Origin of the sequence: Pseudofrankia inefficax (assembly GCF_000166135.1) — a bacterium.
In the GTDB taxonomy this organism is placed as follows: Bacteria; Actinomycetota; Actinomycetes; order Frankiales; family Frankiaceae; genus Pseudofrankia; species Pseudofrankia inefficax.
The window spans coordinates 8,538,281-8,554,011 of sequence record NC_014666.1 but is presented as its reverse complement, the minus strand read 5'-3'; the positions used below and the strand labels follow the sequence as shown (position 1 = coordinate 8,554,011).

The window sequence follows — 15,731 nt, the reverse complement described above, 5'->3', positions numbered from 1 at the left end:
TCTGGACGACGGCGGGTGCGCAGGCCCGCTCGGTGGTCAGGCCCGTTCGAGGTCCGCGAGGGCGAGTTCGCAGTCGAGGTCGACGTAGGCGGCGCCGTACCGTTCGGCGAGGGCGAGCGAGATCTCCCGCCGCTGGTAGCCGTCGGTGCCCAGCGTCGACAGCCAGATCGCCAGCCCGTAGGCGGCCGAGGCCCGGTAGTGCGTCCAGGCGTCCTCGAAGGACGGCCGCGTCTCGGCCGGGACGTCGAGCGCGGCCAGGTACTCCTTCAGCAGGTCGGCCTCGGCGCGCTGGCGGTCGGCGATGGTGAGCGAGCCGACCAGGAAGTAGCCGACGTCCTGAACCCACCGGCCGCGGCGCACGACCTGCCAGTCGAGGAAGCCGACCTCGTCGCCGGGCAGGACGTAGGTGTTGCCGATGTGGGCGTCGGCGTGCAGCAGCGTCCCGGGCTCGCGGCCGAGGGTCGCGACGTCGCGCACCCACAGGTCCACGATCTGGTCGCCGTCGTACTTCGTCACCTCGGAGGGAAGGTGGTCGGCCCCGCGTTCCAGGCCGATCGGGGTGAACCGGCGCAGGCCGGCCTGGAAGCCCTCGGTCGGCGCCCACGGCTGGACCCAGCCGAGCCGGGGGTGGGTCGCGGCGGTGAACCCCCAGTACAGGCTGTGCAGCCGGGCCAGCCCGCGCAGCCCACTCGCGACCTGGTCGACGGTCATCGGACGGGTCGAGTCCCGCGGATCGGCCCCCCGGAGGGTGACGTCCTCCATGACGATCACGTAGTCGAGGCCCGGGCGGTCGATGACGACCCGGTAGGAGTGCGGGTGGTCGACGGGCAGCGGCACCCCCGAGGCGAACAGGTCCGGCTCGTTGAACAGGTTGCCGTTCCTGGCGTGTACCTCCCGGTGCACGCCCTCGGCCTTCAGGAAGACCCGGCCGGGCCCCGAACCGGACGCATAGTCGAGATCGAACCGCGCCCGCCGGTTGGTGCCATCGTCCCGGACCACCAGGGTGACCGCGCCGACCACCGCGTCGGGGTGCTGTTCCGCGAGAGCGGCGGTCATCCACTCCGGGGTCACGTCCGCCCAGTCCGCGGGCACCTGTAAACGGTCGGGCGTCGACTCAGTCATCGACTAAGTATGTGATCGCTCACTTTCGTGTGTCAACTTGCGCTCGGCCGGCGAGCTTCCCGGCCGCCCGGCCGGGGCTGCCCGTCGCGGGTCCGTCAGCGGGCATCCGATCCGGTGAGGGCGACGTCGAGGGTGGGTTCGACGCGGGCGGCGAGCCACTGCGACTCGTTGTTGGCCACGGTGCTGGCCAGGGTGCCGGTCAGCCGGCGCCACCCGAGGCCGGGTGCCAGCAGCGTGAGGTCACCGGTCGCGTGCCGCATCAGTGGGAACCGTTCCTCCCAGCTCGCGGCGCCGGCCCCGTCGCCGGTCGTGAAGCCCACGACGAGCTCGGCCGGTGCCGAGAGCGTCGCGGCGCTGAGCTCGCCCGACCCGGCGGACCCGGCACCATTCAGGACAAACGTGCTGGCACCGCCGGCCGGTAGCCGCTGGGACTGGGTCTGATCGCCCAGCCGTACATACAGCCGGGCGCCCGCCCCCAGGCCGCCGGCGGGGATGCCCGCGGTCCCGGCGGCCGGCGGCCGGACGGTCACCCGGATCTGGATGCTGGTGCCCTGGACCTGGTGCAGCTGGACGAACGAGCCCCGGTAGCTGCCGGGGACGTCCGCGTCGACCAGCTCGTTGGGCCGCAGGCGGTAGATCGTCCGATCGGGCATCCGGTCGGGCAGCGCGGCGATGCCGGGGCCGATGTCGGCCGCGTAGACGATCGGCCCGTCCAGGTCTGCCGAGTTACGCAGCGTGTGGTACGGAAGCTGGGTGTAGTGGGTCGGGATCGCCGGCGTGACGACCACCAGCGCCGGGCCCGGGAGGTGATCGGGGATCAGCGCGTCCAGGAAGGCGTTGCCGGAGTTCACGCCGCGCTGGACATCGATCCTGCCCTGAAGGGTCGGCACGGTGAGGGCGGTCAACCCGGCGAAGGAGAGCACCAGGGCGGTGGCCCGGACCAGCGGCTTCGGACGCGCCTGACGCGCCCGGCGCCTGCCGCGCTGTTCCGCTGGAATCAGCGACCACAGCCAGCGGGCACCGGCGGCCCCGAGGATCACGATCGGAGTGAAACCCGCCAGGTGGTAGTGCGGGCCGAGGCCGTTGCGCAGCCCGGGCATGGCGAAGGCCGATCCCCACCAGAAGAAGTAGCCGATCAGTATCGCCGCGGTCGTGCTGGCCAGCAGCAGGCGTTCCGCGCGGCGCCGCGGAGCCAGCAGGCCGACGACGGCGAGCGCGATCAGGCCGAAGCCGCCGAAATACCAGCTTGGCGCCGCCTTCAACGTCTCCTGCAGAGCTTGCACGGCCAGGTGATGAGTAAAGGTGAAGGTCGGCTCGGACGGCAGGATGCGCCGCGGGCCGAAGCCGAACGTGTCCAGCGGGTCCGACGCCGTCTGCGGGAGCCGCAGCGGCGATCCCGTCACGTGCGAGCAGTAGGCCAGCAGCAGGCCGACGAACGGAGCCGCGCCGAGAACGCCCCAGCCCGCGCGGGCCAGCAGGATCGTCGGCGTTCGCCACATCCGCGTGGCCGCGAACAGGACGAGCGGCCCGACGACGAGAACCGCGTCGAACGGCCGGATCAGCAGGGCGAACCCGACCAGCGCGCCACCGCCAATCAGCGGGCCTCGTGTCCCGGTCCGGACCCCGCGTAGCAGCAGGGCGCTGGCCAACGTGAGCACGGCCGCGCAGGGGGCGTACGCCAGCGGAAGCGCGGTGTGTAGCAGCACAAGCGGGGAGAGCGCGACGAGGCCGGCCGCGATGGCGGCCGTCCAGCCGTCCTCGAACAGCTCGCGGGTGAGCAGGTAGGTCCCGATGACCCAGCAGGCCGCGATCGCCGCGGGAGCGACGGCCATCGTGCCGAAGACAGCCTGTGAGGCCGCGAGCAGCGCGGGCCAGCCCGGCAGGTACTTGGTGAACACCTCGGTGCCGTGCATGCCGGTCAGCCATGGCTGGAAGAACGGCTCCACGACTCTGGAATCGAGGGTGAGCCGTCCGTCCAGCAGCATCCGTGCCTGCAGGACGTAGGCGGCCTCGTCGGCGTCGCCGGAGCCCTCCCGGTAGAAGCCGGTCTGCAGCAGGAGGCTCCCGACGAACGAGCAGACCGCGATCAGCAGGACGGCCCGGGTCGGCGCGTCGATCCGGGCCAACCAGAGACGCCAGCCGTAGTCCCCGAAATCGGTCGTCGGTGCGTGCGGCCGCCAGCCGGGGCCGGTTGGTCGCCGCCGGCCGAGCCGGAGTGGAACCGTCGTCTCGGGCGATGACACATCGACGGTCATCGGGGCTCGCAGTGTGCGACGTCGGCCATCATGACTGCGTCACGGCGCGCTGCCGCTCGGCTCCGATCACGCGTGTGCACCATCCGTCGCATCGCTGTCGCTATTCGCGCTTATCGGCATGGAGCAGCCGTAAGCCCTGGTTTCGCGCCATTGGAACGATAAACGACCCATAAGCGATCACTGACGGCCGTCCCCGGTCGGCCCGTGACCGGCTCGGTGCCGGCTCTGGTCGTCTCGGTGATGTCCCTGGTCCGCGCGTGGCGGGTCGGCAGGACTCCGGCGGCGATGGCCGGGTCGTTACGGTCGTGTGGCTGAGAGCCGCCAAGCGCCCGGCGGATCCGTAGAGTCCTCGATGACCACCGCAGAACCCGGCGGATCCCGCGCCGGACCTCTTGTTGACGGAGACAGCGATGACTCTGACGATCGGCGACACCGCCCCTGACTTCGTGGCCGCGACCACCGAGGGCACGATCAACTTTCACGAGTGGATTGGTGACTCGTGGGCGGTGCTCTTCTCGCACCCCAAGAACTTCACGCCGATCTGCACCACCGAGCTCGGCTACGTCGCCTCGATCAAGCCCGAGTTCGACCGCCGCGGCGTGAAGATCATCGGCTTGTCCGTGGACCCGGTCGAGCTGCACGAGGGCTGGGCCAAGGACATCGCGGAGACCCAGGGCACCGCGCCGAACTACCCACTGATCGGCGACTCGGACTTCACGATCTCCAAGGCGTACGGCATGCTCGGCGCCGACGTCTCCGGTGACCCGTCGGACCGCACCGCGGCGGACAACCAGACCGTGCGCAACGTGTTCGTGATCGGCCCCGACAAGAAGATCAAGCTGATCCTCGTCTACCCGATGACGACCGGCCGCAACTTCGACGAGGTCCTGCGGGTCATCGACTCCCTGCAGCTCACCGCCAAGCACAAGGTCGCCACCCCGGTGAACTGGAAGCAGGGCGAAGACGTCGTCATCGCCGGCTCGGTCAACAACGAGCAGGCCAAGGAGCTCTTCGGCACCTGGCAGGCCCCGAAGCCCTACCTGCGCATCGTCCCGCAGCCTGGCGCCTGACCGGCGTCAGCGAGCTCGGACCTCGAGTTCGGGCCTTGGCCTCGGGCTCAGCCGGGCCTCGGGCTCAGCTTGGCCCTGGGCCCTGGGCCCTGGGCCCTGGGCCTCGGGCCTTGGGCCTCGGGCGGACCGGGCGTCCGGGCCCGCGGTCGGGCCGGCCGCCGACGCCGTCACGGCCGCCGGCCGGGCGTCGCGGTCCAGCGCCTCGCTCCGGCGGGCGGCATCCTCTTGATGCTGCCCGCCAGGGAGTTTCTGGGCCGAGCCACCGTGTGAGTCATACGCGGTGGCTGGCGATGGCCCGAAAAGGCCACGGAGATGTATGGATCAAGAGGCCGGCGCCCGTGCCGGCTGACGTTGTGCGGGTGCGAGGCTCAGGCGTCCCCGGCGTCGGGAGCGTTCGTCGGCTCGTCGGTCGGTTCGCCGCGGGCGGTGCGTAGCCAGATGATCGGGTCGCCGTCGTCGACCTGCTGGCCGGCGGCTCGCAGCAGTTCCCGGGTCAGCTGGCGGCGGTGTGCGGCGAAGGTGAGTACGTGCGCGACCACGGAGCTGAGCACGAAGCTCTCCGGCGGGTCGCAGAGCGCGTCGATCAGGCGGTCGTCCCAGGCCCCGCGGCGGTCGATGTCCCGCACGGCCGCGAGCCACCGTGGAGCGGTCGCGTCATGACGGGCCAGCAGGCCGGCCGCGTCATCGTCCTCATTGCGGTCCGGCAGGTCGAGACCCTCGATTGCCGCGAGCCAGACCTCCTTGGTCCAGATGTGATGCTCCAGGACCGCGGCGATCGACTCCTCAAGGCCCTCCCAGGACGTCACCGTCGCGCCAGGCCGGCGGATGGCCCGGAACGCGGCGTCGGTCAGACCTTTCGCCAGTTCCAGCAGGTCGCGGGTGTCGTCCAGGTCATGGCTGACCAACTGCTCGGTGAGCGGGTTCATCGCAGGCTCCGTCGAGTGCACCCACAGTGACATGGGCGGGTGGTAATGGATGCCGTTCGGTGCGGGCAGCCAGTGCCCGCTGGTGGGCGTGCTCGGTGGATGACCGAAGGCACGGGTGAAGGCGCGAGCGAACCCCTCGACCGACTCGTAACCCGCGGCCCAGGCCGCGTCCGTTACAGATGAGCCCTGCCGCAGCTGCCAGGACGCCCGTTCCAGCAAGACCCGGCGGCGCATGGCGACCGGTGGCTCGCCCGTACCCCGGGACAACAGCCGGCTGAAGTGGAACGGCGACGAATACGCCGCTCCGGCCATCTCGGTCAGTGACCGCGGCTCCCCGTCGTCGGCGCCCGCGAGCACCACATCAAGCAACTCCCGGAGCCGATCGCGGCCTGCCCGCGTCCTGGGTTCTGACACCCCTTCAGTGTGTCGAGGCCCCACGCACCCGCGCCCGACCGATCTTGCGCGGTGCAGGGAGATCCCAACCATCCCGGGGCCTGAGCCCTGCGCGCTGATCTTCCCCAAGACTGGTCGGTCGGGAAAATCGGCCTTTTGCGCTCTATGGCGGTCGCGAATGGGGTCCGGCGACAACCAGCCGAGGGTCGAAACCGCGATCAGGCCCGTGGTGAAGCGGCAACCTTGCCTGGTGCCGGCACTTGCACCGTGACCGCCGATGCCCAGCGTGTCGTCCCGCTACGGGCATCCGACCGCTTTAGGGTGACCACCATCAATCACTCTAGGTAATCATTGCAGGTCAAGTCAGGGGAAGTATGGGTTACCGGAAGGGCGACGCCGCGAGGGCGATGGGCCGGGCACGGGCCCGCTGGCGTCGACGAGCCCTCGTGGTGGGTCGGTCTCGACCGATCTGGGCTCCGGCCGGCCCGCGCAAGAGCGAACGATGGCCGTGGATCATCGGCGCGGGTATCGGCGTGCTGGTATTCCTCTTCATCCTGGTCGGGGTCCTCGCTCCGGCCCCGAAACCGGGGGCACCCACGCTCTCCGTGGTCCAGGCGGGAGGCTCGCCGGCAGCGGCACCATCGGAGACCTCGGCTCCGGCGGTGGCGCCACCATCGCCGTCGGCCGCCGTTGATGCCACCGCGGCGGAGTTCGGGGCGGTGCCTACCCCCGCGACGTCGCCGCCCCGGTCGTCCCGGCCGATGGAGTCGCCGGCGCTACTGTCCGGGACCGTGGCGTCGTCGGCCCGGTTGTCTCGGCCACCGGCGCCGTCCACGTCGCAGCCGCCAGCGATCCAGCCGCCCGCGATCCAGGAGCCGGCGCCAGCGGCGAATCGGCCGGCTGTGGACAAGGCGCCTGCGTCGCCGGCCGCCCATGCGTCGCCCCCGTCCGAGACCCAGCCGCCGGCAACGACCTGGCCACCGGCGTCGTCGGAGCCCCCGCCCACACCGGCCACGACATCCCCGGCCGGCGGCTGCACGCCGACGACGGACAAGGGCCATTGCTACGAGCCGGGCGAGTACTGCCGCAAGTCCGACCATGGCGCGCACGGCGTTTCGGGCGACGGCAAGGCGATCGTCTGCGCGAACAACGACGGCTGGCGCTGGGAACCGGTCTGATCCGTCCGGCCAGACGACTCTCACCCCAAAGTGGCGTCCCTCTCCGGAGCGGGTGATGGTGACGACGACCTGGGGCGTTCGCCTGGCGATGCCCGCAAGGCGGCAAGTCCAGAACAACCGGATCTTCGCGTTCCGCGGAACGCGGCTTCGCGCGGCGCCCGGTGTGGCTGGGAGTCGGCTGGCGTGCGGGGGCGCCGGCGAGGCGGGAGGCATGGGGTGGACCCGCGATCTTCGCGTTCCGCGGAACGGACCCGTCGACGCTCGGCGCGGCTGGGCGGCTGGCCTGGTCCTTTGCGGCCTCGCCGGTGAGTCGGAAGGCGCGGGGTGGACCGGATCTCCGCGTTCCGCGGAACGGCTTCAATCCGCGCCCGGTTTGGCTGGCCTGGTCCTTTCGCGGCAACGCCGGCGAGGCAGGAAGCACGGGGCGGACCCGCGATCTCCGCGTTCCGCGGAACGGACCTCGGCCAGCGATCGGGGCATGGTTCGGGTGGCCCGTTCCTTCGAACTCGGCGAGGCGCGGACACGGTCGGTTCGCCGATCGGATCCTGGTGCCACGGCGCGCGATGTTGGCATCCGGCCCGACCACCTGCCAGGCGCTCGCCGACCTGACCGCGGGGATGCTTGATCACACCCGGCTGGCCGCGCTGCACCAGCTCACGACCTGCCACACCGACGGGCAGCGCGCGGTCGTTGAGGCGGCGATGCTCGCTGGTAGCCGGTTGGCGTCCCCACCCCGGTGGCGTCGCAAGATCCACCGCCTCGTCGCCCGGCTCGACCCGGACGCCGCGGCGAAACGCCGCCGCCACGCCCACACCCAACGCGGCATCGCCATCCAGTCCCTGCAGGACGGCACGGCCTGCCTGACCGCGATCCTCGCCGCCGAGGACGCCCAGGCGATCTACGACCGGATCAACCACATCGCCAGGACCGACGCCCACACCGACCTTCACACCGACGGAGACGTCCGGCCGATCGACGCCCGCCGCGCCGACGTCCTGACCGCCCTGCTCCTGGGCAACCGCCGTGAGCACGTCAGCGTCGAGCTTCAGGTCATCGCCCCCGTCGGCACACTGGCCGGCCTGGACGACAACCCCGCCGAACTCGTCGGCTACGGCCCGATCCCCGCCGAGGTCGGCCGGGCACTGGCCGCCGACGCCCGCTGGCGACGCGTCCTGACCGACCCCGCGACCGGCACCGTCCTCGACCTCGGCCACCGCCGAACACCCACCCCAGCCCTCGCCCGCCTCGTCCGCCACCAACAAACCCGCTGCGTGTTCCCCGGCTGCGGCATGCCCGCCACCCACACCGACCTCGACCACACCACCGCCCACTCCCACGGCGGCCGCACCGCGCTGGACAATCTCGGGCTCCTCTGCAGACGGCATCACACCGCAAAACATCGCGGCGGTTGGAAGCTGCACCAACCACGGCCCGGCGTGTTCACCTGGACCGCCCCGACCGGCCGGACCTACACCACCGACACCCACAAGAATGACGAGGAGGGACCTATCCCTGGCGAGGGCTATCGCACCGGGCCAACCACGACACTCAATCCGGAAAGGACGAGTATCACCCGCCACCCCCTGCCCCATCAGAGGACTCCCAGTGATGAGCCATGCCGTTTCTAAACTCGATGCGGGCCTGGCCGCGGCCAACACATTCCCGAGCTGCGGACGGACGCGCGAACCCAAGGAGCGAGCCTAGCCTCTCGCCTTGCGCTACTCGTGGCGCACGGCCAACCGGGGAGGCAGAGATGTGGCCATGGCCGACGACGAGCATTCTGCCGTGGTACAGGGACCACTTTCCTTTCTGGGACCACAGACAACAAGGAAGACCGCCAGCGTGCTGGCGGGGAGCGAAATTCGCCTAGCCGATCGCACTGGATCGCACCCGGGCACCCGTAGCCGCACTGGTCATCTTGCCGTGTATCGATGCGAGACCGTTTAAAGATCGATTTTTCGGCCTGACGCGCAGGGCCTGGGGTCCGGTGGGATGGCACCGACCCGGAGGCGGCCAGGCGCCTCCCGGCCCGCCCGGCTTCGGATGCCCCGTCTACAGGCGGGCTGGGGGCCGCGGCGCGGGATTGCCGACGGGGACGCCGAGACGGGCCACCACGACGCGGGCCAGCGCGGTGAGCAGATCGCGCCGGTTTTCGACGTGGCGCCCGGTGATGTCAACGGCGACGGCGAGATCGCCGACGAGGATCACCGCTCGGACGCGGCCGCGTAGGTAGACCTCGCCGGGCACGGGTAGCCGCCGTCGGCGCGACCTGGCCATCAGCAACGTCCTCAGCGGGCCGGCGGTGAACACCAGGCACTGGATGGTCAGCTTGGGGCTGCCCGCTCGACGGACGCGAAAGATTCTGATCTGCCTGAGTGTCGGCGGCAGGGCCTCGATCTGGCTTCCTGGAAACACCTGCCGCAGGTCCGCGATGTCGAGGAGGGCCGTCGGATCCGGCCGGGCCGCGACGACGGCCTGCGCCGCTGCCGGTTCCAGGACGTCAACCGACCAGGTACGCGCGTCGGCGTCCCGGGCGAGCCGCACGATCGCCCCGACGCCGGGGGCGCGATCCGCGTCATTCAGCTCGATCCGGCGCGCGACCGCGTAGTTGGAGGCGCCGTCGTGGACGGCGATCCACCAGGCGCCGGCCGGTGTGCGGCGGGCGCGCACCACCTCCCCGACGGCGAGCCGCTCGCCGGGCGGATCGCCGAAACCGCCGTCGTACCCGCGGCGGCCATGGACGACGCCGTCGCTGCCGGCACCTCGCGGCCCGCCGTGAGTGTCGGTGTCGATCGCCGGGTCGAGCCGAATGACGATCGGTCGTGGCGTCCCGCTTCGGGCGGTCCAGGCCGTCGCCGCTGGTGACTCGTCCGGGGTGAACGGCTCGACCGCCGCGGGGGCGTGCCCCAGCGCCGCCGCATACACGAGCCGATGACCTAGGACGCTGATCGCCTCAGGTCCGGCCGCCGCGAGGTCGGGATCCGCGGCCAGGCCCGAGCTGGCTCGTCGCCAGCGTCCACGCCGGCGCCCGTCATCCTCCTTGCGCGCGCCACCGGTCACGATCATCGAGATCGTGACGGTGGCCAGCAGGACGAGGAAGAAGACGAAGAACCACTGCTCGGCGGGGCTGTTGATGCTGCCTTCGGTCTCGATCTCTGGCTTCACAAAGCGGCGCGAGGCCGTGAACCCAGCGAGCATCGAGGCGGCCAGGATCAGGAAGACACTGGCCGTGGTGAGGTGGCGCACTCGGCGCCGCCGTGGGGTCTGGAACCGGGTGGCGGCGCGTTCAGCCTCCGCCACCAACTCGTCCCGCCAGAGCGCCGGCGACGGTGCCGCCTCCTGGAACAGCGCTCCGGCTGGCAGCGGTCCCGGCGTCGTGCGGACTGTCACGAGGCGTAATACCGCGATCTCGTGCACGGCGAGCGGTGGATCGCCGGCGCCGTCCGCGGGCCCGTCGCCGGCCTGCTCGACCCGGTTCGACCAGGCAGGCGTCGGTCCGAGGCCCGCGGACCGTGCTCGCTCCGGCCGGGCCTGGACCAGCACGCCGAACCGGTCATCGCGCCAGATGTCGACGAGCCCGCGCCGGGCGAGGTCGAGAACGATGGTCGCCACCGCCGTCGACGGCACGGCCGCGGGTTCGGCGACCAGGGCGGCGGCCAACGCCGGTTCCGGCCCCGCCGCGACCGGCCGTCCCTCGTGCCGCAGCTCCCGCCTGATCCCGAACCGCGTCAGCGCCACCACGGCGGTCACCGCTGCCCAGGCGAGGAGCGCCGCCGCCGTGGCGACGTCCACCGACCCTGCCTCGATGCCCAGCACGATCATCGCGTCGGCACCTCGAAAGGTCGGCACGGTTCCGCCCCGGCGGGGGGTCCTGGCCGGGAATCCCTCTTGAGCGCGTCCTCAAGATCCGAAATCACGCCCGAAATGTCGCATGCTCGCCCAGGCGAGACAATCCGATGGCGCTGTCGCCTCCGCGACCCGGCCGGGCATCGACGTCGGGCTCACGGGGTGCGACATTCGCCTTTGGCTCAGCCGAGTCGGTCGATGAGGTCGACGAGGTCGGCGAGGTTCGGGGGCCAGACCGGTTCGGTGAGGCGGCGGATTTCGTTTGTTGTCTGCCACGCCCGCAGGATGATCCCGTCCTCAGGGTCCGGAAGATGTCGGGGGATGTGCCGGCTTCCGGTGCGGGCCAGGAAATACGTCTCGCGCTGGGTGACGGGTTCGCCGGCGAAGGGGAAACTGTGGCGCCATTCCCAGAGCTGGTCGCCGGGTTCGTCGTCGCGCCCGGTTTCCTCCAGGAGTTCTCGGCGGGCCGCGGCGCGGGGATCCTCGCCGGGCTCGATCCCGCCGCCGGGGCAGGCCCAGTGTGGCTCATGCGGCCCGCCGTGAAGCTGGAGGAGTACCGCGCCGCTGGTGTGCAGAAGTACCACCCGCGCGGCGAGGCGGACCGCATCACTGGCTTGTTGTCCGGCCACGGACGCTCCCCCTGATCCACGCTTCGCTCGTTCCACGCTTCGCTCGTTCGCGCTGTTGCCGGCCCAGCCATCACCGTTGGACTATCCGATCCCCGACCCGGCCCGGCTTCCGCCGGAGTGGGTCGGGGATCGGCGTGAGCCGCCAGCGGGCTGGTTTCCGCTCATCGATCGTCCTCGTCAGCGGCCCTCAGCCGTGGTCAGGCACGGTGCACCCGGATGTCGCCGAAGGAGGTCTGCGCGCGGACCTCGACCTTGTGCTCGGCCTCGCCGGGCTCCTCGGTCACATTGTCGAGTTCGTTGCGCACGAGGCCGTGGGCGGTGTGGACGTCCAGCCACGCCGCGGTCCCCGCGGCGATGCCCACCTCGAGGTTGCCCGCGGCCGTCCGCAGCGAGACGGCGCCGCTGACGACCCCGCCCACCTGGATGGCGCCGTTCGCCGTCCGTGCGTCGACGCCGGCGACCGCGCGGTCGATGACGATCTCTCCGTTGGAGTTGCGGACCCGGACCTCCCCGGTCACCGCTCCGACCCGGGTGGCTCCGTTGGAGTTACGGACCTCCGCGTCTCCGTCAACCGCGCCGATCCGCACCGCGCCGGTCCCGGTCTTGACGTCCGCGTCGCCGGCCACGCGGTCGACGGTGATGGGCCCGGCCCCGCTGCTCAGCCGGACGGATCCGCAATGCTCCAACCGGATGGTGCCCATGGTCGTCTTGACCCGGCATTCGCCCAGCTCGCCGGAGCTGGTCACGTCGGCGACGGACGCCTCGAAGTCCACCTGCGAGGTGGCCGGGAGCTCGATGGTCACGTCGACCGACCTGGTGCGGCGAGAGAAGGCAAGGGTCCGGGCCCGGGGCGCCCGCACCAGCAGTGCGCCGTCCGCGTATTCGACGCGGGTCTGCTTGGCGGCCTCGACGTCGGAGTCGTCGTCCGGGTCGGTCGGGCGGACCTCGACGACGGTGTCCACGCGGTCGGTCGCGATGATTCTCGCGCTGCCGCAGAAAAGTTCCAGGGTGGCCAGAATCGGGGCGGGCGTGTCGAAAATAGGCATGGCTGTCCTCACAAATGTGCCGATGGTTTGTTTGGGTGCTCGGAATGGGTTCCGGCGGACCAGAGGTGGGTGTTAGCGGACCCAGCCGGTGACGTGTTGCGCACCGCGTTTCCCGGTGGCCTGCCGCGCCGTGGTTTCCTGCGGCGGCCGCAGCGCGGCGGCGGCGGCGCGGACGAGCCAGGCGTTGACCGAGCGGCCTTCCTTGGCGGCCGCCTCCTCGACGGCGGTCTTGAGCTGTTCGGGCAGTCGTACGTTGATCCGCGCCGTCGCGCCTTCCTCCGACACGGGGTCCGGCCTGGCCGCGGGTGGCTGCTCCTCGACCGGCTGGTCCGTCGGGGGCGTCGCGACGACGAACTCGGGCTCCCGCCCGCGTAGCCGCAGTTCCACCGACCCGGGCGCGAGGTCCCGGGTGATCTCGTCCGCCGCCGCGGACAACGTCTCCAGCAGCGTCAGCCGGATCGCTGACTCCAGCCCGCCCGTCAGCCGCTCGACCAGCTCGCGCACGTCGTCGCCGCCGGTCTCCAACAACGTGACGAGCTCCTGTCCGAGCCTGTCCACATACTTGCTGAGCTCCATGGCACCATCATGGCACCAGTTTGGCACCGATGCAAGGGTCTTGGCATCGCCATGGCAGCAGAATGGTGCCAACCCGGTTGAGCTGGTCTGCCGCTACGGCGCGAGGGCCGTCAGGATCGCGTCGCGGACCGCCGCTGGCTGTTCGACCCACGGAGCGTGCCCAGCCGCGTCGAACACGATCCGATCTCCCTGCGGCAACGCGGCGAGCAGCGAATCTGTCGCCTGCCAGGGGCGCGGATCGTCGGCGCCGAGGAGCATGGTGACCGGCAGGAACAGCCCGGCGGCGAGGGTGAGCAGGTCCTCCGACCTGCGTTCCGCCCAGAGCTGTTGGCTGGCCGCGACGTTCACCTCGGCGTCCGGCGGACGGGTGGCCCACAGCGCGGCCGCGTGCCCGGCCGCGGCCGGACCAGGGGAGAAGTCGGGCCGCCACTGCAGCAGGCACCACTCCCGTTCCTCGGCCGGACCGCGGCGGCGATCGGCGAGCTCCGTCCACCGGGACAGGTCCGCGCCCAGGCGGCGCTGCCGCTCGGCGATGTACCGGTCGCGGAATCCGTCGCCCGCGCCGACGCCGGCGACATAGGCGACGCCTGTCACCCGGTCTGGCGAACGCACGGCGTAACGCAGGGCCAGCTCTGCGCCCCAGGAATGCCCGACCACGCCCCAGCGGTCCACTCCGTAGGCGGCCCGGACCTGATCGAGGTCGTCCACGGCCTGCGCGATCGTGAACCGCCCACCGCCGCGGTCGGTGGAACGTCCGCACCCGCGCTGATCGAACCGGATCACCGTGAACGCGTCATCCAGCAGCGCGGCCAGCGGCCCGAGGTAGTCCCACAACCCCGGGCCGCCATGACACAGCACGATGGGCGGACCGGCCCCGCTGGCCGTGGTCCACAGTTGCGTACCGTCGGTCAGCCTGATCACACCGTATTCCTAGCAGCCGCTATTCCTAGCAGCCGCTCCGACACGGCGACCAGGCAATCTCCGCGGGGAAAGCCCCGGGTTAGTGTTGGCGGATGGAACGGGTGACGGGCATCGGCGGAGTTTTCCAGCGAGCAGGCGGAACCGCGAGTCTTCGGGACTGGTACGCGAAGCACCTCGGCGTCGACCTGGCTGAATTCGGCGGCACCCAGTTTGCCTGGGGACCGGGTGGCTCGACCACCTGGGCGATCTTCGACGCGGACACCGACTACTTCGGCCGGCCCGACCAGGCGTTCATGGTCAACTTCCGGGTGACCAGTCTGGACGGGATGCTCGCCCAGCTACGGGCCGAGGGCGTCGAGGTGATCGACGACGTCGCCGAATCCGAGTACGGACGGTTCGGCTGGGCCGTGGATCCGGAGGGAACCCGATTCGAGCTGTGGGAACCCCCGCCCGGCCAGTAACGAACCCGTCGCCGCCGTCCGTCCGGGTGCGGCCGGCCGCACCCGGACGGACAAGGTGCCAGACGACAGGGTCTCAGGCGACAGAGCGCCAGACGACAGGGTCTCAGGCGACGTGGAGCAGGCCGGCGAGGTTTCCGCCCATCACCTTGCGGACGTCGTCGTCCGGCAGGCCCTTGAGGTCGTCGACGAAGGTGATCGGGTCGGCGAGGCCTTCGGGGTGCGGCCAGTCCGAGCCGAACAGGACGCGGTCGGAGCCGATGAGCTCGCACAGCCCGACCGGGTTCTCCTCGTGGAACGGGTGCACGTAGATGTTCCGCTTGAACACCTCTACCGGGTCCTCGTCGAACGCGCGGGGCGAGAAGGAATAGGCGAACTCGAGTGCCTCGAGGACGGGGCGGACCCAGTTGCTGCCGTTCTCGATCGGCGCGAACTTCAGGGTGGGGAATCGCGTGCACAGTCCGTGGGCGATCACGGAGGTCATGGTGTCCACGATCGGGCGGGAGAAGTGGCGCATGATCTGGGAGAAGGCCGTGGCGCCCTTGAAGGGCAGCATCTCGCCGTCGCCGATGCCCTCCCATTCGTTCACGTAACGCTGGTAACCGCTGTCGGAGGCGTGCAGGCCGACGAGGATGTCAGCCTCCGCGACCTTGGCCCAGAACGGGTCGAACTCCGGCAGCGCGAACGACCGCTTGCCGTGCAGGCCGGGCACGGGCGCCGGGCGGATGAGGACGACGCGCGCGCCGCGCTCCAGCACCCACTCCAGTTCCTTGATTCCTTCCTCGACGATGCCGAGGTTGATGACCGGGGTCGGGAAGATGCGGTTCTGGTAGTTGAAGGTCCAGTCGTCGTGCATCCACTGGTTCAGCGCGTGGATGACGGCGTGCGTCGCCACCGGGTCGTCGCTGAGCCGCTCCTCCAGCAGGCTCGCGAGCGTGGGCCACATGAGCGCCCCGTCCAGCCCCAGGTCGTCCATGATCTTGATGCGCTCGGCCGGGTCCCGGAAGCCCGCCAGGGCCCTGATCGGCTTGCCGAGGATCTCCCGGTAGGACTTGCCGTCCTGGTTCCCGCTGCGGAAGTACTCCTCCTGCGCTCCCGGCGCCGCGACGACCTCGAAGGTCGGGTTCGGGATGTAGTCGGAGATGACGTTGCGGATGGCGATCTTGGTGCGGCCGGCGACCTCGACGTACTTGATCAGACCGTCGTACTCGCGGGGCAGATGGCGGGTGAACGAGTCGGTCGTCTCGTACAGGTGGTTGTCGGCGTCGAACACGGGATAGCTGAGCGAGCGGGACGGCATGGCAGGGGCCT

Annotated in this window: 13 protein-coding genes; 4 read left to right on the top strand and 9 right to left on the bottom strand. The window is 70.9% G+C overall.

The genetic code is table 11. The features are described 5' to 3' along the window. Positions 1-36 precede the first annotated feature (36 nt). Together FRAEUI1C_RS34735 and FRAEUI1C_RS34730 are read right to left on the bottom strand one after the other, a co-directional pair. Positions 37-1,122, bottom strand: coding sequence for a protein kinase family protein (locus FRAEUI1C_RS34735; protein WP_013428078.1), 1,086 nt, complete (start codon positions 1,120-1,122; stop codon positions 37-39). Positions 1,123-1,217: 95 nt separating this feature from the next. Continuing rightward, complete coding sequence (locus tag FRAEUI1C_RS34730) at positions 1,218-3,377, bottom strand: DUF7846 domain-containing protein (RefSeq protein WP_013428077.1); 2,160 nt, start codon at positions 3,375-3,377, stop codon at positions 1,218-1,220. 410 nt (positions 3,378-3,787) lie between these two features. Between FRAEUI1C_RS34730 and FRAEUI1C_RS34725 the strand changes: the two genes are divergently transcribed. Then, entirely contained in the window at positions 3,788-4,447 is a 660-nt protein-coding gene (locus FRAEUI1C_RS34725) for a peroxiredoxin (RefSeq protein WP_013428076.1), read from the top strand. Between the two features lie 368 nt (positions 4,448-4,815). Here the strand turns inward: FRAEUI1C_RS34725 and FRAEUI1C_RS34720 are convergent, their stop codons facing one another. Continuing rightward, complete coding sequence (locus tag FRAEUI1C_RS34720) at positions 4,816-5,733, bottom strand: helix-turn-helix domain-containing protein (protein ID WP_232425580.1); 918 nt, start codon at positions 5,731-5,733, stop codon at positions 4,816-4,818. Between the two features lie 935 nt (positions 5,734-6,668). Here FRAEUI1C_RS34720 and FRAEUI1C_RS40010 point away from each other — a divergent pair. Together FRAEUI1C_RS40010 and FRAEUI1C_RS34710 are read left to right on the top strand one after the other, a co-directional pair. Further along, positions 6,669-6,944, top strand: a complete 276-nt coding sequence (locus FRAEUI1C_RS40010; protein ID WP_157735208.1) for a hypothetical protein — start codon at positions 6,669-6,671, stop codon at positions 6,942-6,944. 563 nt (positions 6,945-7,507) lie between these two features. Continuing rightward, positions 7,508-8,572 (top strand): HNH endonuclease signature motif containing protein, encoded by a 1,065-nt coding sequence (locus FRAEUI1C_RS34710; RefSeq protein WP_438270006.1) that lies wholly within the window; start codon positions 7,508-7,510, stop codon positions 8,570-8,572. Positions 8,573-8,996: 424 nt separating this feature from the next. On the opposite strand, the gene FRAEUI1C_RS34705 is transcribed toward FRAEUI1C_RS34710, so the two are convergent. The 5 genes from FRAEUI1C_RS34705 to FRAEUI1C_RS34685 all read right to left on the bottom strand — a co-directional run bounded on the left by FRAEUI1C_RS34705 (position 8,997) and on the right by FRAEUI1C_RS34685 (position 13,962). Next, on the bottom strand, positions 8,997-10,793 hold the full coding sequence (locus FRAEUI1C_RS34705) for a hypothetical protein (protein WP_232425230.1): 1,797 nt from the start codon (positions 10,791-10,793) through the stop codon (positions 8,997-8,999). Between the two features lie 179 nt (positions 10,794-10,972). After that, positions 10,973-11,419, bottom strand: coding sequence for an NUDIX hydrolase (locus tag FRAEUI1C_RS34700; RefSeq protein WP_013428071.1), 447 nt, complete (start codon positions 11,417-11,419; stop codon positions 10,973-10,975). Positions 11,420-11,616: 197 nt separating this feature from the next. Then, on the bottom strand, positions 11,617-12,465 hold the full coding sequence (locus FRAEUI1C_RS34695; RefSeq protein ID WP_013428070.1) for a DUF4097 family beta strand repeat-containing protein: 849 nt from the start codon (positions 12,463-12,465) through the stop codon (positions 11,617-11,619). Between the two features lie 72 nt (positions 12,466-12,537). Further along, positions 12,538-13,041, bottom strand: coding sequence for a toxin-antitoxin system HicB family antitoxin (locus FRAEUI1C_RS34690; RefSeq protein WP_013428069.1), 504 nt, complete (start codon positions 13,039-13,041; stop codon positions 12,538-12,540). A 93-nt stretch (positions 13,042-13,134) separates the two neighbouring features. Continuing rightward, on the bottom strand, positions 13,135-13,962 hold the full coding sequence (locus FRAEUI1C_RS34685) for an alpha/beta fold hydrolase (protein WP_013428068.1): 828 nt from the start codon (positions 13,960-13,962) through the stop codon (positions 13,135-13,137). Between the two features lie 92 nt (positions 13,963-14,054). Between FRAEUI1C_RS34685 and FRAEUI1C_RS34680 the strand changes: the two genes are divergently transcribed. Beyond that, a complete protein-coding gene (locus FRAEUI1C_RS34680) occupies positions 14,055-14,423 on the top strand; it encodes a VOC family protein (RefSeq protein WP_041259838.1) in 369 nt (122 codons plus the stop codon). A gap of 103 nt (positions 14,424-14,526) precedes the next feature. Here the strand turns inward: FRAEUI1C_RS34680 and FRAEUI1C_RS34675 are convergent, their stop codons facing one another. Beyond that, positions 14,527-15,720, bottom strand: coding sequence for an amidohydrolase family protein (locus FRAEUI1C_RS34675; RefSeq protein ID WP_013428066.1), 1,194 nt, complete (start codon positions 15,718-15,720; stop codon positions 14,527-14,529). Positions 15,721-15,731 lie beyond the last annotated feature (11 nt).